This window comes from Cloacibacterium sp. DMC96 (assembly GCF_056313765.1).
In genome coordinates this window covers 1365800-1387461 of sequence record NZ_JBQUZQ010000001.1, presented here as the reverse complement: position 1 = coordinate 1387461, position 21662 = coordinate 1365800, and the positions used below count along the sequence as shown (strand labels likewise).

The following is a 21662-nucleotide window of genomic DNA, read 5'->3' as shown; positions in this document are numbered from 1 at the left end:
CTTTTGTTTTTGTATTTACTTCCTCAATTCCTCCAAGAAACTTTCCAAAGAATTCAAATCAGAAATCATGACTTCTCTTGCTTTTGCACCGTTGAAACCGCCTACAATTCCTGCAGCTTCTAACTGGTCCATAATTCTTCCAGCTCTGTTGTAGCCCAATTTTAATTGTCTCTGAAGCATAGAAGTAGAACCTTGTTGTGTAGAAACAATAATTCTAGCGGCTTCTTCGAAGAGTTGGTCTTTTTCATTCGGGTCAAAACTTCCCACCGTAGAAGTGGTTTCTTCCCCAGAATATTCGGGCAACATAAATGCAGAAGCGTAACCTTTTTGTTCGCCAATGTATTCTGCAATTTTTTCCACTTCTGGAGTATCTACAAATGCACATTGCAATCTCAATAAGTCATTTCCGTTAAAATACAACATATCACCTTTTCCTATCAATTGCTCTGCACCTGTAGAATCTAAAATGGTTCTGGAATCTACAGAAGAAATTACTCTAAAGGCTGCTCTCGCTGGGAAATTGGCTTTAATCATCCCTGTAATGACGTTTACAGATGGTCTTTGCGTTGCTACAATCAAGTGAATTCCCACCGCTCTTGCCAATTGAGCTAATCTGGCAATTGGGAGTTCTACTTCTTTTCCTGCCGTCATGATAAGGTCTGCAAATTCGTCTACCACAAGAACGATGTAAGGCATGTAACGGTGACCGTTTTCAGGATTCAGTTTGCGCTCCGTGAATTTCTTATTGTATTCCTTAATATTTTTACAAAAAGCATTTTTCAGCAAGTCATAACGCGTATCCATTTCTATACAAAGAGAGTTCAGAGTGTTAATCACTTTATGCGTATCCGTAATAATAGCGTCTTCGCCATCTGGAAGTTTTGCCAAATAATGTCTTTCAATTTTAGAATACAATGAAAGTTCTACTTTTTTAGGGTCTACCATTACAAATTTTAATTCACTAGGATGTTTTTTGTAAAGTAGGGAAGTAAGAATGGCGTTAATCCCAACAGATTTTCCTTGTCCAGTTGCTCCAGCCATCAATAAGTGAGGCATTTTGGCTAAATCTGCTACGAAAACTTCGTTAGAAATCGTTTTCCCAAAAACTACTGGCAAATCCATATCTGCATTTTGGAATTTCGGTGAAGAAATAACACTTCGCATAGAAACCATTGAAGGATTTTTGCGTGGAACTTCTATTCCTATCGTTCCTTTTCCTGGCATTGGTGCAATGATTCTAATTCCTAGAGCTGATAAATTTAAAGCAATATCATCTTGTAATTTTTTAATCGCCGCTACTCTGATTCCCGCTTCTGGAACGATTTCGTAAAGCGTAACAGTAGGACCGATGGTTGCTTTAATTTCTGCAATACCTACGTTGAAATTTTTCAGTAAGCCAACGATTTTATTTTTATTTTCTTCGAGTTCGTCTTTATTGATGGCGATTTCTTCGTTGCCATATTCTCTTAAAAGTTCAATTTTTGGCATTTGGAAATTCGCCAAATCCAATTTATGGTCATACAAACCGTGTTTGTCTACCAAATCCTTAGCTTTTCTTTCAGAATCGTCTAAATCTTCCTTCACTTCTTCAATACTGAAAGCAATATTGTCTGCAGTTTTTGTAGGTGTCTCTTCTTTTTGAAAACTAAAACCTGTAGGCTCTAAATCTTTCTCCTTTGTCATGTTGAGCGGAGTCGAAACATCTGTCTTAGGAACTTCCAAGCCTGTCTGATGAGGTGTTTTAATAGTTTCAAAAGTTTCTGTTTTAGGAGCTTCAACTTCCGAAGTGACTTTTAGGTTTTCAAAATGAGGTTCTTCTTTCAGTTCTTTGTCTGCTTCGAAATCTTCATCGGCATCATAATCTGGGGCAAATTTATCTTTAATAGAATCGATTTGATTTTTAATAGAACTCGGTCTGAGATTAAATTCCAAAACAAAATACAGGATAATCGCAGCTAAAAGGGTCATCCACAATCCGAAATCACCAATAATAGAAGCCAAATATTCTTGAATTTCATTCCCGAAAACGCCACTTAACGTTCCGTTTCCTTTGGTGATGGCGCCCATAAGAATAGGGAGCCAACAAAGAAAAAAGAGAGAGTGAGAAAGGGTTTTCCAGATTTTAAAATAGTTTTTCTTCAGGATTTGGAAACCTAAAACCATCATCAAAAAAGCCACAATGAAAGCAGCAATCCCGATACTATCGAAAATAAAAATATTCCCGAGCCAGTCTCCCACTTTTCCAAAAATATTAGAAGATTTAATGCTTTTATCCAACATTGCACCAGTCTGACTTTGGTTAGCCTTCCAATTCAGTAAATAAGATGCGAAAGATAGTGCAAACACTACCGATAAAAACAAAAATAAAAGTCCGAAAAAAATTCTGGGTTTAGAGAGCGTCTTGCTTTCTTCTACCTCTTGTCTATTGTTAGATGCTAATTTTGCCATAATGTGATAACACGCAAAGGTAATATTTTATATGAAAAATGAAAACATTTGAAATCGTTTTTTGATTTTAAAAATAGTAACTTTTTAGCTAGAAATAGCATTTAATTTTCTGATTTTGAGGTCTTCAAATTGAAAATGAGGATTTGGTTTTTAAGAAGTTGAATTTTTATACAGAGAAATCAAATGATTAAATGAACCAAAGAAGTTAAAAAAAAGCAAAATTTTATAAAAATTTTAACACAGTTATAGATAAAATCCAACTATCAAAATTCGCTAATTCAATTTATAGAATGTATTTTTGTGCAGTTTAAAAATCTATAATGAAAAAACTGATTAATATTCTGATTTCTACGAGAACAATGGCTGTTTTATTGTTCGTTTATGCTTTTGCAATGGCTTATGCTACTTTTGTAGAAAACGATTTCGGAACACCTACTGCCAAAGCTTTAATCTATGAAGCAAAATGGTTCGAAGTAGTAATGATTTTACTTATCCTCAACTTTATTGGTAATATTAATAGATACAGACTTTGGAAACGAGAAAAATGGCCGTTATTGGTGTTTCACTTGGCTTTTGTCTTTATTTTTATTGGGGGAGCAATCACCCGTTACATCAGTTACGAAGGGCAAATGCACATCAGAGAAGGAGAAACTTCTAATGAAATCATTACCGATAAAAATTTCTTTAAAATTCAAATCGAAAGAGGTGGCGACCGTTTAAGTTATGCCGAAATTCCTTATATGATGGCTTCTCAAGAACCACTCATTGCGAAAATTATTCCGCACAGATTTAAGGCAAAGTATGATTTCCATGGGGAACTGGTTCAAGTAGAGCAATTAGAATATATTCAGAGAAAAAAAGACAGTTTAGTTGTCAGCGATTCAGGAAAAGAATATCTTCACTTGGTTTCAACCAATGATAATGGAAGAGAAGATATTTATTTGGGTTCTGGTGAGGTAAAAAGCATCAATGGATTCCTAGTTTCTTTCAATAAAGGTATAGAAGGAGCAGTAGAATTCAAACAGGAAAACGGGAATTTATTCATCAAAACACCTGTAGAAGCCAATTATATGACCATGGCAACTCAAGCAACTGGTGTTACTAAGAAAGATGAATTCCAGCCATTGGCTTTGAGAAGTCTTTACACCATCGAAAATTTAAAATTGGTAGTTCCAGAACCTTTGAAAAAAGGAAACCTAATTGCCTATTCTGGAGATAAAAAAAGAGACCAAAATGTTCCTGATATGTTAAAAGTTTTGGTAAAAGGTCCTAAAACAGAACAAACCATCGATTTGTCAGTAGAAAAAGGAAATCCTAACGCATTTAAACAAATGACAATTGACGGATTAAACATCATTCTTGGTTTCGGTCCGAAAGTGTATCAAACTCCATTTGCTTTGAAATTAGATGATTTCGTCATGGAAACTTACCCAGGAAGTGATTCTCCATCTGCGTATGAATCACACGTTCAAATTGTAGACGAAGGCAAACAAACGCCTTATAAAATTTATATGAACCACGTTTTAAATCATAAAGGATATAGATTCTTCCAAGCGAGTTTTGACCCAGACAGACAAGGAACCGTGCTATCGGTAAATCACGATTTCTGGGGAACTTTGGTAACATATATTGGCTACGCATTCTTGTTTTTAGGATTGTTTGTAGCACTTTTCTGGAAAGGAACACACTTCTGGAAACTGAACCAATCTCTAAAAGACATGGCGAAAAAGAAAGTTGCAATTTTCCTTTTATTATTCTCAATGGTGGGATTAAATGCTCAAGAGCATCAACATAAAGAAGGAGAAGTTCATGCTGAAGCTGCGCCAACTGCTCAACCGCAAAGTGTGCCTCAACAAATGGTTCACGCCGAAATTTCTAAAGAACATGCCGAGAAATTCGGGTATCTTCTCGTGCAAGGTTTTGACGGAAGAATAGAACCGATGAATACTCAAGCATTAGATGTTTTAAGAAAGTTAGCCAAAAAAGAAAAATGGGGAGAGCTAAACGCGAACCAGTGGTTCTTATCGATTAACATCAATCCGATGGCTTGGATGAACGATAAAATCATCAAAATCGGAACAAAAGGTGGCGAAGAATTAAAGAAAAAAACCAAAGCCAACGAAGATGGCTATACTTCTATGATGAATCTTTTCGTAACCGATGCGATGGGAATGCCAAAATTCATTTTAGAAGAAGATTTCAATACGGCTTTTAGAAAAAAACCTGCAGAACAAAGCAATTATGATAAAGAAGTTATTTCTGTAAACGAAAGAGTGCAAGTATTTTACGGATTGCTTTCTGGACAATATTTTAGAGTAGTTCCTATTCAAAACGACCCTAATCATACTTGGAACTCTTGGCTAGATGCAGAACAAAAAGCAGATCCACAAGCACAAAATGTGATTGCACCTTATTTCATCAGTGTAGTAGATGCTTCTAGAAATGGAGACTGGACAAAAGCAGATGAAGCGCTAACCAAAATTCAAGAATATCAAAAAACTTGGGGTAAAAATGTACTTCCAGATGAGAGCAAAGTGAGCCTTGAAGTTTTTATGAACAAAGCAAATCTTAACTTTTGGTTATTGATTTTTTATACAATCATTGGTGGTTTATTAATCGTTTTAGGATTTATAGAACTTTTCAAACCAAACAAAATATTACACAAAGTAATCAAATCTATCATTTACATTGGAGTAGTAGGATATTTCCTTCACTTCTTAGGATTAATCGGAAGATGGTACATTTCTGGTCACGCTCCTTGGAGTAATGGTTACGAAGCCATTGTATTTATTTCTTGGGTGGGAATTTCAGCAGGTTTAATGCTGTACAGAAATGCCAATGCACTCATTCCAGCTGCAGGATTTATGGTAGCGGTAATCATGATGGGATTTGCACATGGTGGTTCTCAATTAGACCCTCAAATCACACCTTTAGTACCAGTGTTGAAATCATATTGGTTAATCATTCACGTAGCGATTATTACCAGCAGTTATGGTTTCTTCGCTTTGTCAATGATTATTGCAGTGATTTCATTGTTTTTCTATATTATTTCAAGTAAAAATACATTTGATAAACATGACCATTCTACGATTAAAGAATTAACCATCGTTTCAGAAATGTCCTTAACCATTGGTTTATTTGCATTAACCGTGGGGAATTTCTTAGGTGGAATTTGGGCAAATGAATCTTGGGGTAGATATTGGAGCTGGGACCCGAAAGAAACTTGGGCATTCATTTCTATCATTGTATACGCATTTGTATTGCACATGAGATTGGTTCCAGGTTTGAGAGGAAGATACGCCTTCCACTTAATGACCATGTTCGCATTCTGTAGTATGGTAATGACCTATTTTGGAGTGAATTATTACCTTTCAGGATTGCATTCTTATGCAGCAGGAGATCCTATTCCTGTTCCAGCTTGGGTGTACATCAGTATTGGAGTAATGACGGCATTAGGATTAGGTGCTTATTACAAGTACAAAAAATTGACCGTAAAGTAATATAATATTCAAACCTTTATCTTTAATTTTGATAAAGGTTTTTTAATAATAATTGTAATGGAAAAGAAATATAAAATTCAGAAAAATCCTTTTGTAGTGCCTACTACAGATGGTAAATTAATTCAAGAACATTGGGGAAATTCTACAGGGAATTCAGAAATTTCTATTGCGCACATGATTGCGCCACCACATTGGAGCGAACCGCATCAAACGCCAGAATTTGATGAATTTACCATCATCATCAGAGGGAAAAAACAGTTTGAAATTGATGGGGAATTAGTAGTTTTAGAAGCTGGACAGAGCATTTTAATCCAAAAAGGGGCAAGAATTCGTTACAGCAACCCTTTCGAAGATGAATGCGAATATTTAGCCATTTGTTTGCCTGCTTTCTCTATGGATTTAGTGAATAGAGAAGAATAGAGTATTCAAAATTACACCCTTTAGGGAAGGGGAAAATAATTTTGAATATTTAGCCATTTGTCTGCCTGCTTTTTCTATGGATTTGGTGAACAGGGAAGAATAGAGTATTCAAAATTACACCCTTTAGGGAAGGGGAAATAATTTTGAGAATGATTTTTTATGGATAAAAGAGATAAAAATTCACGAAAAATTAATTATATTTATTGCATAATATTATATTTTTGTAAAAAAGTTAAAAATTTGATTTCATATACAATTTATCAAAATTCTGAAAGTGCAGAATGGGTGACCTTTGTTCATGGAGCTGGAGGAAGTTCTACCATTTGGTTCAAACAAATCCGCGAATTTCAGAAGAAATTTAATGTCTTAATGCTCGATTTACGAGGTCACGGAAGTTCTAATAAATTAAAGGCGAAGAAATACACCTTTCAATCTATTGCGCATGATATTTTGGAAGTCATAGACCATCTTAAAATCAAAAGTTCTCATTTTGTGGGGATTTCTTTAGGTTCTATTGTGATTCGTCAGTTGGCAGAAATGCGTCCAGAACGTGTAAAATCGATGGTAATGGGAGGAGCTATTCTGAAAATGAATTTCCGCTCGCAGATTTTAATGAAAATTGGCAATATTTTTAAATACATTTTACCATATTTGGTTTTGTACCGTCTCTTTGCCTTCATTATTATGCCCAAGAAAAATCATAAATCTTCGCGAAATCTCTTTATCAATGAGGCGAAGAAATTATACCAAAAAGAGTTTATTAAGTGGTTTAAATTGACGACAGAAATTAACCCAGTTCTGCGTTGGTTCAGACAAAAGGAACTCAATATTCCCACTTTTTATGTGATGGGAGAAGAGGATTATATGTTTTTGCCTTCGGTGAAAGAAGTGGTAAAAAACCACGAAAAATCATCGAGTTTATTGGTGATCGAAAACTGCGGTCATGTAGTCAATGTAGATGCTCCACACGTTTTCAACAGCAAAGTGATTCGATTTTTAGAATCCCTCAAAAGATCTTAAATTGATCCATCGTCTATAGTCCATCAACCAACAACCAACAACTGTCAACCAACAACCAACAACTCCTTTTATAGATTTTTTTTATGGTCAAACTTCCAAAATACAGGATATTTTAAAAATAATTCTTATTTTTGACTTCATTTTTAGATAAAATTTATGAAGTCACTCGATAAGTTAGATTACAAAATCCTCAATATTCTGCAAGAAGATAACACGATTGCCATCAAAGATTTGGCAGAAAGAATCGGTTTATCTTTCACACCCACTTATGAAAGAGTAAAATCTCTCAAAAACAATGGAATCATCAAAAAATATGTAGCCATCGTAGATAGAGAAAAAGTAGGGTACGAATTGGTGGCATATTGCAACGTAACCATCAAAAATAAATCAGTGGAAATTTTGAGAGATTTTGAGGAAAAACTCAATAAATGTCCTGAAATAGTAGAAGTAGTGAGTGTTTCTGGAGTGTATGATTACATGATTAAAATTGTGACCAAAAACATTAAAGAATACAACGATTTTGTAGAAAAAACATTTACCAATTATCCCCACATCGGCGATTATCACAGCAGCATCGTTCTGTGTACGGTAAAAGAAGAGACTAAAATTTTCTTGTAAAATTTTGGAAATAAAAGATAGAAAGTCACATCCTCACGATGTGACTTTTTTGATGGAATATGTTTTTGATGAATTTAAAATTCTAATCCCAAATTTTTAAGTTCAGTTTCTAAATTCATGTTTTCATTCACGTGAACTGTGATGAAATCTAAACTTTTTGCCGTTTCGATGTTGTGGAAATTATCGTCAATAAAAACAGATTCTTCGGCTTTTATTTGATAACGGTCGAGGAGAACTTCCCAAATTTTAGGATTCGGTTTGATGAGTTTCTCTTCGCCAGAAACTACGATTTTTCCTTCAAAAACATTGAAAAATTCATAATTAGCCAAAGCGTAAGGAAAAAACTCTGCCGACCAATTCGTAAGTCCGAAAAGTTCATATTTTCCTTTTAATTTTTGCAAAACACTCACGTTTTCTGGAATGTCTGAACGCAACATGATGTGCCAGTTTTCATAATATGCCAATATCTCTTTTTCCCATTCTGGGTGCTTAGAAATGAGTAAAGCATTGGCTTCAGCTACGCTTCTGCCTCGGTCTTGTTCCGCATTCCATTCATTGGTAGCGATATTTCCCAAGAAATATTCCATTTTCTCGTCGTCATTGAAATAATCTCTGAAAAAATAACGCGGGTCCCAATCCATAACCACTCCGCCAAAATCAAAGATGATATTTTTGATATTCATGTTTTTCTTATTTTAAAATTCTACATTTTCGAAATGATAGTTTCCGTTTTCAAATCTTGCGGCAATATGCTGTAAACCATTGCTCAAAATAATTTTTTCAGCACCAATCACCGAATTGTATCTTGCAATTTGTTCAAATGTTTGTTCGGTAAGGGTGATATGTGGTGCTTTGAGTTCTACCAAAATTTTAGGTGCTGTTTTTTCGGTAATCAAGAGGTCTATTCTCTTGATGGTTCCGTTTAATTCTAGTTTTTTTTCTAGGATTAATGCAGATTTTGCATACTTTTTTACTTGAGTGAAATAGTGTACGAAATGCTGTCTTACCCACTCTTCAGGAGTGAGAACCAACCAAGATTTCCTTACCATATCATAAATAAAAAACGTATCTTTGTCTCGCTTGATATCAAAAACAAAATCTTCTTTAAAATTTAATTTCGGCAGCTGCATTCAGATGAAAGAATTAGAACAGATTTTCAAACATATTAAAAATAGGGACTTTTTACCCATCTACTTTTTCCATGGCGAAGAAGCTTTTTTTATAGACGCAGCTGTAAAAGCATTAGAAAATGATGTGCTTACAGAAGACGAAAAAGCTTTTAACCAAACGGTAGTCTATGGCAAAGATACCAATTATAATGATATTTTGGCACTTTCTAGACAGTATCCTATGATGGGAGACAAGCAACTCATCATCGTAAAAGAAGCACAAGACTTAAAATTAAATGAAGACGAATCTAGAATTTTAGAAAACTACGCCACAAATCCTGTGGAATCTACCATTCTGGTCTTTGCACACAAGCATAAAAAAGTAGACAGCCGAAAAAAAGTATTCAAAGTTCTGGACAAAGCAAATATGCTCTTTCACAGCGAACCTGTAAAAGATTATAACTTGGCGAAATGGATAGAAGACGAATCTAAAAACCTTCAAATAAAACTAGCGCCAGGAATTGCTCAACTATTGGCAGATTACTTGGGAAATGACCTTTCTAGAATTTCCAATGAGCTCAATAAAATGAAATTGGTGCTGAAAGAAGGAGAAGTTTTAGATGGTAAATTAGTAGAAACGCACATTGGGATTTCTAAGGAATTTAATGTTTTTGAATTGCAAAAAGCACTCGGAAAAAAAGACAGCAATCAAGCCTTCAAAATTGCGTATTACATGGGAAAAAATCCCAAAACCAATCCTATTGTCATGACCATAGGAAATCTCTATAATTTTTTCAGCAATGTGGTGATGTATCATACCGTAGCGAATCAAGGGCAAAGTCTCATCGCGTCTGCATTGGGTGTAAATCCTTTTTTTGTGAAAGATTATGCAGAAGCGGCGAGAAATTATCCGTTGAAATTTTCGACCAGAGTAATCTCGGTTTTGAGGGAAATTGATTTAAAATCAAAAGGTCTAGGAGCAGTAAATATGGAGGAAAGTGAACTCTTAAAAGAAATGGTCTACAAAATTGTAAACATTGATAAAATCAAAAGCTAAAAATGATTAAAAATATCTGGAAACAAATCATTTTACTCATTCTTCGTTTACAAGGCGAAGCAGATACCAGTCGGTACAAAGTCATTAAAACCAAAAATAATATTTTGGTTTCCCTAAGAAACGAATTCAAAAATTTTTTACTCATTACCATCGGTGTATTTTCTGCAGGTTTCGGTTTCAAAGGATTTCTTTTGACCAATAAATTTATAGATGGTGGCGCAACAGGAATTTCGTTGTTGGTTTCTGCGTTGACAGAAATTCCGATTTATTACTTAATTCCGCTTATCAATTTGCCTTTCATTATTATGGGGCACAAAACCGTGGGAATCAATTTTGCGGTAAAAACAGCTCTTGCAATTGGTGGTTTAGCATTGGTTTTAGCCAACATAGACTTCCCAAATGTGACCAATGATAATATTCTAGTGGCGGTATTTGGAGGTTTCTTTTTAGGGGCAGGAATCGGTTTGTCTATTAGAGGAGGCGCTGTAATTGATGGAACCGAAGTTTTAGCATTATATTTAAGTAAAAAATTAGGGACGACTATTGGAGATGTGATTATCATCATCAATGTAATGATTTTCTCTGCTGCAGCGTACTTTTTAGGCGTAGAAATCGCGTTGTATTCCATGATTACGTATTTATCGGCTTCTAAAACACTCGATTTTATTGTAGAAGGAATTGAAGAATACATTGGGGTAACCATCGTTTCTTCAAAATGTGAAGAGATTAAAGAAATGATTTACAATAAATTAGGAAGAGGAGTTACCGTTTATAATGGCAAAAAAGGCTTTGGAAAACGAGGAATGAAAGAAGATAGCGATATTATCTTTACCGTGATTACTCGTTTAGAAGTGAGTAAACTGACCACGGAATTAGAGAAAATTGCGCCTACAGCATTCGTGGTGATGCACACGGTAAAAGATACCAAAGGTGGAATGATTAAGAAAAGACCATTGAAACATTAATTTCAAGTTTTCATATAAAAATTTTCAAAAATGGAAATGCCAAATCAAAAATTGTTTTCATTGAAAAAATTCATGAGAGAATCATCATCAAAACAATAAAATTCACGAAATTTGCAACTCGAAAAAATAACAACCCTTATATTCTATGGAAAATAATATATTAGATTGCGTGATTGTAGGTTCTGGACCATCTGGTTATACTGCTGCTATTTATGCAGCCAGAGCAGATTTAAAACCTGAATTATACACTGGTTTAGAGCCAGGAGGTCAGTTGACTACAACGACCGAAGTAGAAAACTTCCCAGGTTATCCAAACGGAATTACAGGTCCTGAAATGATGATGGATTTGCAAAAACAAGCCGAAAGATTCGAAACCAAAGTACACTATGAAATGATTACGAAAGTAGAATTTTCTAAAGAAGTAGGGGGAGTTCATAAACTTTGGGCAGGCGAAAAAGAAATTTTAGCAAAAACAGTGATTATTTCTACAGGAGCTACTGCAAAATATTTAGGTCTAGAAGACGAGAAAAAATATTCTGGAGGGGGAGTTTCTGCTTGTGCTACTTGCGACGGATTTTTCTACAGAGGCAAAGACGTAATCGTAGTTGGAGCAGGAGATACTGCAGCAGAAGAAGCGACTTATCTTTCTAAATTGTGTAACAAAGTGACCATGTTGGTAAGAAAAGACCATTTCAGAGCTTCTAAAGCGATGATTCACAAGGTAAACAATACACCAAATATCGAAGTGAAATTCAATCATGAATTAATTGCTATCGAAGGAGAAAACAGCTTAGTAGAAAGAGCAGTGGTCATCAATAACCAAACGCAAGAAACTTCTAAGATTGACGTTCACGGTATTTTCATCGCGATTGGTCACAAACCGAATACTGATGTTTTTGCAGGCCAAATTACCTTAGACGAAAACGGTTACATCATCACCGAAGGAAAATCTTCTAAAACCAATTTACCGGGCGTTTTCGCAGCAGGAGATGTACAAGACCACATCTACAGACAAGCGATTACAGCAGCAGGTTCTGGTTGTATGGCAGCCATAGATGCTGAACGTTATTTATCAGAATTAGAATAATTCTTTTGAAAACCTTAGTTTACATATTTTTAGGAGGCGGATTAGGGAGTGTAATGCGGTATTTGGTATCGTTTTACACTTCCAAATTCCTTTCTATTGGGAGTTTTCCTCTTGGAACATTCTTGGTAAACCTCATCGGCTGCTTTTTAATAGGTCTTTTTTCGTCTTATTTTATCAAAGTAGACAATTCGCTTAAATTTCTATTGATTACAGGTTTTTGTGGAGGTTTTACCACGTTTTCTACTTTTGCAGCAGAAAACTATTCTTTATTACAAAATCAAAATTATATAGTGCTTATTTCTTATGTTTTATTGAGCATAATCTTAGGAATTATAGCAGTAATATTAGGTTTTCAGGCAGCAGGCAATTAATTTTTGATGTTGAAAATTAATGCGTTATAAAAAATGTAGAAAAATCTAAAAAAATAATTTTGTCAGAATTTAAAAAGGTTCTATATTTGCACCACTGAAAACGAGATAATCGTTTCTGGAGAAATGGCAGAGTGGTCGATTGCGGCAGTCTTGAAAACTGTTGACTGTAACAGGTCCGGGGGTTCGAATCCCTCTTTCTCCGCCAAAATAATTACAAACGCTGTAAACGAAAGTTTACAGCGTTTTTTCTTTTTTTCTATACTTTCAGTCTTTTTCTACCTTCTCTGTAGTTTTATATAGTCCAATTAATATTTTGATTAAATAATTTAAAATTCTTTGCATCTGTTGGTAAGCAAATAAATGCGATGAATAAGGACTTTTAAGGCTTTATCTTCTGTTTTTCAATTGGTTATAATGAAATTTTTTATGTTAATTAATATGAAAAATTAAATAAAAAGATAAATTAATGATACATTTGTTAAAGTGTCAATAAATCTTTTAAAAATTAAAAAACTAAAACTTATGCTAAAAAGATTACTCATTCTGATTGTATTCATCTCTTTACAATCATTTTCACAGACTTTTACAACAGGGGTGGTAGAGTTAGGAAATGGCTCTTCTAACATCTTCAGCAGTACAAGTATAGGACCAGATGGCAGATTCTATTGTTTTTTTAACGATGGAAATGTGGTAAATACCATAAACAACGTAATTCCCGCATATAGACTTAAAAGATGGGAACCTTCCTCATCTTCTTGGGTGAGTGTAGCGAATCTAGATGCTTCAGTAATTCCGGGAGCAATTGTGACTTCTTCTTTTACGATGTTTAGTGATGGAAATGCATTAGAAATTGATTCTTCTGGCGGTTATCACATGTTAATTACGGTCTATACTTCTAATGGTACAGAAATTAAATATGTATACAGTGCTAATGGAAGTTCATGGACGTATACTACGATTGACCATTCAAATAATCAGACCAATTATAGTTTTGCAAATGTACAACTCAAATTAGATGCCACTAATAAACCTCATGTGTATTATTTAATTAAAAATATTGGTACAGGAGGGATTTCTACCAGAGTATATTCCGTTATGCATAAATATTTTAATGGGAGTGCGTGGAATACAGAAACAGCTTATTCTCAAACCGGCGGAAGTGGAACTGGTGCAAATGATATAAACATGATGTCTGCTTCAATAGATGGAAATAATAAATCTCATATAGCAATGGTAGCAGAAACCAATGGAAGTGGTACAGATGGTAGCTTGCTTTATCTCAATAATACTTCTGGAACTTGGTCGGCTCCAGTCTTTTTAGCAACGGGAAGTACGGGCACACCTGCAGCAGATAGAGTGTATATTTTGTCTGATACCAATAATAAACAGCATATTGTCTATAGACAAAATTCCAATACATTAAAAGTAATGTACACAACCAATAAAACGGGAAGTTGGAATGGTGGACAAATCAATTCAAATCTAACGGCTGGTTTAATGTCTAGTATAGATGGTTATTATACTTTTGCCAGAAATACTTATAACGATTTGGCTTTGGTGTATAATGCATCGCCTACCACTACCAACACAGGACAGATCAATTATGCAATTTTGTTTAATGGAGGTTCAAATTGGCAAATAGGGACTGCATTTTCTGGAAATTTAAGAACGGGTCAATACATCTCTGCGGAATATACAGATGCCAATACTTTAATGATGACTTTTGATCATTTCGCAGGAACAGGAAATCCTTCTTATGGGCCACCAGAAAATCCTAGACAATTGCAGTATGCCACAAGCACCGTTACCAATTTATCTACAGAGAATATTTTAAAAGAAGAACTAAAGGTTTATCCTAATCCCACCTCTTCATTTGTAAATGTTGATGCAAAAAATCTTACCAATGTAACCATCCAAATTTTAGATGTAGACGGAAGAGTTCTGTCCACTCAAAAACTTTTAAAAACCAACCAACAAGATGTTTCCTCATTATCTCCTGGAGTTTACGTATTAAAAATAATTTCAGACCAAGGAACCAAAACCGTAAAACTCCTCAAAAAATAGCTTTAAGCCCAACCAAATAATCAAGCCAGTGAACTTTTCACTGGTTTTTTATATTCCACACAATTTCCTCTTTCCGTATCATCAAATCATCATATTATCTCATCACCATTTCATCATTCATTTTTTTTATTAAATTTGTTGGTAACCAATAAACGGAAACTCAATATTTCAAATTAAATACTTTCAATTATTAATAGGGAATATGTTTTTAACAATTAAAATTAGCATCTTTAAGGTCAGCAGAAAGTTTATCCAAACCACAAAATAAAACAGAAATGAAATCGAAAGTTCAACAATTTAGAGAGGAAAAAAACTTAACTCAAAGCGAGCTTGCCCAAAAAAGTGGACTTTCACTAAGAACTATTCAAAGAATTGAAGCAGGAAACATCCCAAAAGGATTCACCTTGAAGGCTCTTGCAAATACTTTTGAAATTGAACCGGAAAAACTATTGCCTTCTAAAGAAAATACAAAAATTGATAGAATAAAATGGATTAATTTCTCCAGCTTACTTGGACTTATAATACCTTTTGGTGGTGTTATATTTCCTTTTATTTTAACCTATAAAACAAAAGATCCTAGAATCAAAGAATTAGGGAAAAGCATTGTTAGCGTTCAAATCATTTTAGCAACCGCTTTAGCAATTTCTCAAATCGCAAGTCCATTCATTCAAAAAGGATTGTCATTGCATTTTCCACTATTTTTATATCCACTATTATTAATTTATGCCTTAAAATTACTGGTAGTAATCCTAAATGGTATAAGCTTAAATAATAATAACGACTTATACAAAAATCTAAAAATCAATTATTTATAAAATTCCAATTAAATTGACGTAAAATTGACGTATTGATTTTGCCTTCATTTTGCTTTATAAAAAAGAAGTTTGCAAAAAATACTCCAATGAAAATTTTAAAGAAAGTTGTATTAACGCTTTTTGTTATTTTAGTAGCCACTACAGCGGGTGGTTATATTTATTTTAACCTAAAATTCACACCAGATAAAAATTATTTGAAAGTAGAAAAAGAGAGCGGTTTTATTCCATTTACTTGGTTAGGGAAAGAAAAAAATGCCTTGTTACTTCCCATTCATTTTTCTAATGATACCATAACGTATTATTTGCAATTAGATACTGGCTCGCCTTATACTGTTTTTTATGCTAAAGCAATCCAGAATATTCCTCAAATTTCCATCCATAAAGAAACTGCAAAAGCATCTTTTTATTTAGGAAAAACCAAAGTCACTTCCGATCATTTCAAAATATACAATATGGCAAGTGAAAATAAAGATTCACTAAAAATAATTGGTACAATAGGAGCCGACATATTGGAAGACAGAAAGACAATTATCAATTTCAAAGAAAATTACATGGTTTTAAATGTATCAAAGGTTCCCCTTATATTTCAAAACAAACTTTTTGATTTCCAATTCAAAAAAAGAAAAATAATCTTAAACGGATTTTTAAAAGCAAAAGAGGAAAAATTTTTATTGGATACGGGTACCAGTGCTTACGAATTATTAACCAACAAAGAAGTATGGAATAATTTAAAAGGGCCTAACTCAAAAATAATCATTGAAAAATCAGAACAATCTTGGAATAACGTGTTAACGACATATACGGCAAATTGTAAACAAAAAATTCAAATAGCCAACGTGGAAATACCTCTTAACAATGTTACATACGTTGAGGGATTTTCAAAAGCTCAATATGCAATGATGAAGTTTTCGGGCATGACTGGCATGTTAGGAAACAAAATATTTTCCAACAACATTATGTACATAGACTGTACCCAAAATAAAATAGCAATTGAATAAAAATCCACGCTCCGAATCTTCCAGACTTCGGAGTTTTTTACAATCTAGACTAAGTTTCCCAAAACGAACAGGTAAAAGCCACTTTGTCCTTCCGTATAAATCTCTACCATCAATAACCTCCATAGCCTTATTATCTCAATATCTCATTATCTCATCCTTCATCCTTCATCCTTCATTCTTCATCCTTCATCCTCAAATAAACCCCGCATCTCGCACCCCGAACCTCGTATCTCGTATCATCAATTCATAACCCATAACTCATAACTTCATCACCTCCTCACCAAAAAAATTGATAAAATCTATCTACTTTAGTTCGTTTTGTTCCGAACTAATTGGTAAATTAGCGCCTCAATTCATTTCTAAATGAAAAATAGCCTACAAATAGAACCTCAAGTATATCAAGAATTAGTAGATTTCTATGGTCAACTCTTTGATATGCCACCACTTTCTGCAAAAATTTACGCTTACCTTGCTTTCGACTTCGAAAGAAAGGGTATATGCTTTGATGAATTGGTAGAAACTTTCTGTGCAAGCAAAAGTTCTATCTCTTCTAGCATTAATTTCTTGCTCAATGCAGAACTCATCAAATCACTCAATAAAATGGATGAAAGAAAGCGGTATTTCCTCATTAATGAAGGATTTATCAACATCAGATTCGAAGAAATTGTGACTCGAATGAAACGAGAGATAAAAATTTTAGACCAATTAAGTGAGTTTAGAAGAACTCGAGTAGACAATACCGAGTATGACAAACGTTATATACTGTATAAATCACTGTTAGAAAAAAACATTGCCAATATTCAGGAAACATTAGACAAATTATAAATTATGAAAAAATTGAATCATATGAAAAATATTTTTTTACTCCTCATCTTATCAATTCTATCAGTCATTTCTTGTAAAAAACAAGAAGAAAAAAAAGACGGTCCAAAACCTTATCCCGTAATCAGTGTAGAAACCAGAAACGTAACAGGATATGATGTCTATCCTGCTGCGATAAAAGGAGTAGTAAATAATGATGTTCGCGCAAAAATTCAAGGATATATTACTCAGGTTTTAGTAGATGAAGGTCAATATGTAACGGCTGGTCAACCGCTCTTCAGACTAGAAACCAACATGCTAAGCGAAAATGCAGATGCAGCTAAATCTGGAATTACGGCGGCACAAGCCAATGTTTCTGCGGCGAGAGCAGCTGTAAATGCTGCGCAAGTGGAAGTAAATAAATTAAAACCTCTCGTTGAAAAAAATATCATCAGCAACGTACAATTGCAGACGGCTTTAGCAAATTTAGCAAGAGCACAAGCACAATTGTCACAAGCAGTGGCTTCTCAGCAACAAGCATCTGCCAATTATAAATCAGTACAGGCGAATATCAATTATTCCATCATCAGAGCGCCTATTTCAGGAATTGTAGGAAAACTGCCACTGAAAGTAGGAAGTTTGGTAGGGCCTTCTGATGCTACACCGCTCACTACCATTTCAGATACACGTTCTGTATATGCGTATTTCTCAATGAATGAAAAAGAATATTTAGATTTTTTAGAAAAATCTTACGGAGCTACCGTTCCTGAGAAAATCAAAAATCTACCCAACGTAGAACTGGAATTAGCCAACGGAAGTCTGTATCCAGAAAAAGGAAGAATAGAAGTGGTAACAGGTCAGATTGACCCAGCTACAGGAACCATTCAGTTCAGAGTAGGTTTCCCTAATCCTTCTAAATTACTCACCAACGGAAACAGTGGAGCCATCAGATTTCCTAAATTCTATGACAATACTTTAGTGGTTCCAGAAAGTGCTACCTATGAACAGCAAGGCATGGTTTACCTATTCAAAGTAGAAAAAGATACCGCTAAAAATACAGTGATTGAAGTGCAAGACAGAATTAATAACATGGTCATCATTAAATCTGGTGTAAACAAAGGTGACAAAGTAGTGGCTGCAGGAATTGGCGGACTAAAACCAGGAACGGCAATTATTCCAAAACCTGCAAAATTTGATAGCATTGTACAATCTATAAAACCGCTTTTCTAATGATAAAGAATTTCATCAACAGACCGGTTTTATCAACCGTAATTTCAATTCTCATCGTTATTTTAGGGGTGTTGGGATTGATGGCTTTACCCGTGACTCAATATCCAGATATCGCACCACCTACCGTAAGTGTATCGGCAAATTATACAGGAGCCAATGCAGAAACGGTGATGAAAAGTGTAGTAGTGCCTTTAGAAGAACAAATTAACGGGGTAGAAGGAATGAGTTATATTACTTCTTCTGCAGGAAATGATGGTTCGGCGAACATTCAGATATTTTTTAAACAAGGAGTAAATCCAGATATTGCTGCGGTAAACGTGCAGAATAGAGTAGCCAGAGCTACACCGCTTTTGCCAAGTGAAGTAACGCGTTCTGGAGTGGTAACACAAAAACAACAGACCAGTGCGCTGATGTACCTCTCTTTTTACTCAGAAAATAAAAAAATAGATGATGTTTATCTTCAGAATTATTTGAATATCAATGTTATTCCAAACATCAAAAGGATTAATGGAGTAGGAGATGCCAACGTAATGGGTGGGAAAAATTATTCCATGAGAATTTGGCTAGACCCCAATAAACTAGCTGCTTATGGACTGAATCCTACAGATGTTACCGCAGCGATAAACGAACAGAGTAGAGAAGCGGCAGCAGGTTCTATCGGACAGAATAGTGGGAGTTCTTTTGAATACATCATCAAATACGTTGGGAAATACAACAGCAAAGAACAGTATGATAATATCATCATTAAGTCTTTAGGAAACGGACAAAACCTCATGCTGAAAGATGTGGCTAAAGTAGAATTGGCTGCTCAATCTTATACAGGAAGAGGCGAAAACGGAAATTCTCCAGCCATCAGTATGGGGATTTTTCAAACGCCGGGTTCTAATGCACAAGATATCATCAACGATATCAAAGCTTACCTAAAAACAGCCGAAAGCGACTTCCCAGAAGGCATTCATTATACCGTAAACTTTGACACCAATGAATTTCTGGATGCCTCTATCGAAAAAGTTGTACATACCTTAATTGAAGCGTTTATCTTGGTATTCATCGTAGTATTTATTTTCTTGCAAGATTTCCGTTCTACATTGATTCCGGCAATTGCAGTTCCCGTATCAATTATAGGGGCGTTTTTCTTCCTGAATCTTCTAGGATATTCCTTGAATTTATTGACGCTTTTTGCCTTGGTGTTAGCGATTGGGATTGTGGTAGATGACGCCATAGTAGTAGTAGAAGCAGTACATGCCAAAATGGAACACGGCATCAGCGATGCCAAAAAAGCAACCGTAGAAGCCATGCACGAAATTACAGGGGCAATTATCTCGATTACTTTGGTAATGGCTGCCGTTTTCATTCCCGTGACTTTTATTGAAGGACCTACCGGTGTATTCTATAAACAGTTCGGGATTACCTTAATCGTGGCGATTTTAATCTCAGCAATCAACGCATTAACATTGAGTCCAGTGTTGTGTTCTTTATTTTTAAAACCTCAACATCACGATAAAGAATACGAAGAAAAAACCACCATGGGAAAATTCTTCCACAGATTTAATGCAGGCTTCAAAGCATCTACAGACCGTTATGGAAGAGCTTTTGTATATCTCATCAGACACAAGAAAGTGACCGTTATTATTTTTGCCATTACCATGGGAATTTTATGGTGGGCAAATGCTTCCATGAAAAAAGGTTTCGTTCCGAATGAAGACCGCGGAATCATCTTTACAGATGTTCAACTTCCTGCAGGAGCTTCCATGGAAAGAACGTATAACGCTTTGAAGGCAATTCAACAAAAAGCCTTACAAATTCCAGGAGTGAAAAACGTAACCATTTCTACGGGAAGAGGTTTCTTATCAGGAAACGGTAGCAATAATGGTTTGGCTTTCATCAGACTAAAACCTTTTGAAGAAAGAACCGGTGACGACGAAAAAATAGAAAACATTACCAAAAAACTCTTCGGAATGGCAGCTACGGTTCCAGATGCGAAAGTAGTGTTTTTCCAACCGCCTTCTGTTCCAGGTTTTGGAAGTAGTGCAGGTTTTGAAGCGGTTTTACTAGATAAATCAGGTGGTGATTATGCAGATTTAGACAAAGTAACGCAAGAATTCATTGGAAAACTCATAGAAAGACCCGAAATTGAATTTGCGCAGACTTCTTTTAATACCAAGTATCCTCAGTATCAAATGTCGATTAATGTTCCAGTAGCAGAGCAATCTGGCGTTTCGGTGACGGACATTTTAAATACCATGCAAGGCTATATTGGTGGAATTTATGCAGCAGATTTTACCAAATATGGAAAACAGTTTAGAGTAATGGTGCAAGCCTTACCAGATGCTAGAAAATCTCCTGAAAGTTTGAATGCCTTATATGTGAAAACCAAATCTGGAGTAATGGCACCAATTTCTCAATTTGTAACCTTAGAAAAAACCTATGGTCCACAATCTGTAAGCCGTTACAACTTATTCACTTCCGTGAAAATTACTGGGTCTAATGCACCGGGTTACAGTACCGGAGACGCAATTAGAGCAGTACAGGAAGTAGCAGATGGTGCACTCAACCAAAACTATGAGGTAGAATTTACAGGTTTGTCAAGAGAAGAATTAGCTTCTGGCTCTCAAACGCTGTTGATATTCCTCTTAAGTTTGGTATTTGTATATTTCATTTTAGCAGCGCAATATGAAAGTTATATCTTACCGCTAATTGTGATTATTTCCCTTCCATTAGGAGTGATGGGTGCGTTTTTAGGTCAAAAATTAGCAGGCTTAGAAAACAACATTTACTTCCAGATTGCCTTAATCATGTTGGTAGGTTTATTGGCGAAAAATGCCATTCTAATTGTAGAATTTGCGGTGCAAAGACGTCATCACGGTGAAACCTTGGTTATGTCTGCCATCAATGCAGCTAAAGCGAGATTAAGACCGATTTTAATGACTTCTTTTGCGTTTATTTTTGGTTTATTGCCTCTCATTTTCGCAACAGGAATTGGTGCGGTAGGAAACCGTTCGATTGCAACAGGTGCTGCAGTGGGGCTATTGATAGGTACATTTTTAGGATTGGTGGTAATTCCTGTATTATTCGTGATTTTCCAATATTTACAAGAAAAAATTACGCCGCCTAAAAAACTAGAAATTAATCTGTCTGAATAATTTAAAAACGAAGTTT

General features: G+C 35.0%; 17 protein-coding genes and 1 tRNA gene. 15 read left to right on the top strand and 3 right to left on the bottom strand.

What is annotated here, in order from left to right; genetic code table 11:
* Positions 1–15: 15 nt before the first annotated feature.
* Positions 16–2448 carry an FtsK/SpoIIIE family DNA translocase gene (locus ACT53I_RS06160; protein ID WP_476078907.1) on the bottom strand — a complete coding sequence of 811 codons (2433 nt, stop codon included), beginning with the start codon at positions 2446–2448 and terminating at the stop codon, positions 16–18.
* Between the two features lie 320 nt (positions 2449–2768).
* On the opposite strand from ACT53I_RS06160, the gene ccsB reads away from it, so the two are divergent.
* From ccsB to ACT53I_RS06140, 4 genes are all read left to right on the top strand, one after another.
* On the top strand, positions 2769–5948 hold the full coding sequence (gene ccsB, locus ACT53I_RS06155; RefSeq protein ID WP_476078906.1) for a c-type cytochrome biogenesis protein CcsB: 3180 nt from the start codon (positions 2769–2771) through the stop codon (positions 5946–5948).
* A 57-nt stretch (positions 5949–6005) separates the two neighbouring features.
* Entirely contained in the window at positions 6006–6368 is a 363-nt protein-coding gene (locus ACT53I_RS06150; protein WP_476078905.1) for a cupin domain-containing protein, read from the top strand.
* 240 nt (positions 6369–6608) lie between these two features.
* Positions 6609–7388, top strand: a complete 780-nt coding sequence (locus ACT53I_RS06145; RefSeq protein ID WP_476078904.1) for an alpha/beta fold hydrolase — start codon at positions 6609–6611, stop codon at positions 7386–7388.
* Positions 7389–7544: 156 nt separating this feature from the next.
* Entirely contained in the window at positions 7545–8006 is a 462-nt protein-coding gene (locus tag ACT53I_RS06140; RefSeq protein ID WP_069796477.1) for an Lrp/AsnC family transcriptional regulator, read from the top strand.
* 74 nt (positions 8007–8080) lie between these two features.
* On the opposite strand, the gene ACT53I_RS06135 is transcribed toward ACT53I_RS06140, so the two are convergent.
* The gene (locus ACT53I_RS06135) at positions 8081–8689 is read right to left on the bottom strand and encodes an HAD family hydrolase (RefSeq protein WP_476078903.1); all 609 of its coding nucleotides are present in this window, start codon (positions 8687–8689) and stop codon (positions 8081–8083) included.
* Positions 8690–8701: 12 nt separating this feature from the next.
* Entirely contained in the window at positions 8702–9136 is a 435-nt protein-coding gene (locus ACT53I_RS06130; RefSeq protein WP_104792556.1) for a type I restriction enzyme HsdR N-terminal domain-containing protein, read from the bottom strand.
* A 4-nt stretch (positions 9137–9140) separates the two neighbouring features.
* Between ACT53I_RS06130 and holA the strand changes: the two genes are divergently transcribed.
* The 11 genes from holA to ACT53I_RS06075 all read left to right on the top strand — a co-directional run bounded on the left by holA (position 9141) and on the right by ACT53I_RS06075 (position 21646).
* Positions 9141–10172, top strand: a complete 1032-nt coding sequence (holA, locus tag ACT53I_RS06125; protein ID WP_476078902.1) for a DNA polymerase III subunit delta — start codon at positions 9141–9143, stop codon at positions 10170–10172.
* A 2-nt stretch (positions 10173–10174) separates the two neighbouring features.
* Positions 10175–11137: a YitT family protein gene (locus ACT53I_RS06120; RefSeq protein ID WP_476078901.1), complete on the top strand. Its 963-nt coding sequence runs from the start codon at positions 10175–10177 to the stop codon at positions 11135–11137.
* Positions 11138–11282: 145 nt separating this feature from the next.
* Positions 11283–12224, top strand: a complete 942-nt coding sequence (trxB, locus tag ACT53I_RS06115) for a thioredoxin-disulfide reductase (protein WP_069796472.1) — start codon at positions 11283–11285, stop codon at positions 12222–12224.
* A gap of 5 nt (positions 12225–12229) precedes the next feature.
* A complete protein-coding gene (crcB, locus tag ACT53I_RS06110; protein WP_461375349.1) occupies positions 12230–12595 on the top strand; it encodes a fluoride efflux transporter CrcB in 366 nt (121 codons plus the stop codon).
* A 117-nt stretch (positions 12596–12712) separates the two neighbouring features.
* Positions 12713–12800, top strand: a tRNA-Ser gene (locus tag ACT53I_RS06105).
* 317 nt (positions 12801–13117) lie between these two features.
* The gene (locus ACT53I_RS06100; protein WP_476078900.1) at positions 13118–14659 is read left to right on the top strand and encodes a T9SS type A sorting domain-containing protein; all 1542 of its coding nucleotides are present in this window, start codon (positions 13118–13120) and stop codon (positions 14657–14659) included.
* A gap of 275 nt (positions 14660–14934) precedes the next feature.
* Positions 14935–15474: a helix-turn-helix domain-containing protein gene (locus ACT53I_RS06095; RefSeq protein ID WP_476078899.1), complete on the top strand. Its 540-nt coding sequence runs from the start codon at positions 14935–14937 to the stop codon at positions 15472–15474.
* An 86-nt stretch (positions 15475–15560) separates the two neighbouring features.
* Positions 15561–16472, top strand: coding sequence for a hypothetical protein (locus ACT53I_RS06090; RefSeq protein WP_476078898.1), 912 nt, complete (start codon positions 15561–15563; stop codon positions 16470–16472).
* 363 nt (positions 16473–16835) lie between these two features.
* Positions 16836–17297, top strand: coding sequence for a transcriptional regulator (locus tag ACT53I_RS06085; protein WP_476078897.1), 462 nt, complete (start codon positions 16836–16838; stop codon positions 17295–17297).
* Between the two features lie 21 nt (positions 17298–17318).
* A complete protein-coding gene (locus ACT53I_RS06080; protein WP_213195820.1) occupies positions 17319–18503 on the top strand; it encodes an efflux RND transporter periplasmic adaptor subunit in 1185 nt (394 codons plus the stop codon).
* Positions 18503–21646 carry an efflux RND transporter permease subunit gene (locus ACT53I_RS06075; RefSeq protein WP_476078896.1) on the top strand — a complete coding sequence of 1048 codons (3144 nt, stop codon included), beginning with the start codon at positions 18503–18505 and terminating at the stop codon, positions 21644–21646. The genes ACT53I_RS06080 and ACT53I_RS06075 overlap by 1 nt, the downstream gene beginning before the upstream one ends.
* Positions 21647–21662: the final 16 nt, after the last annotated feature.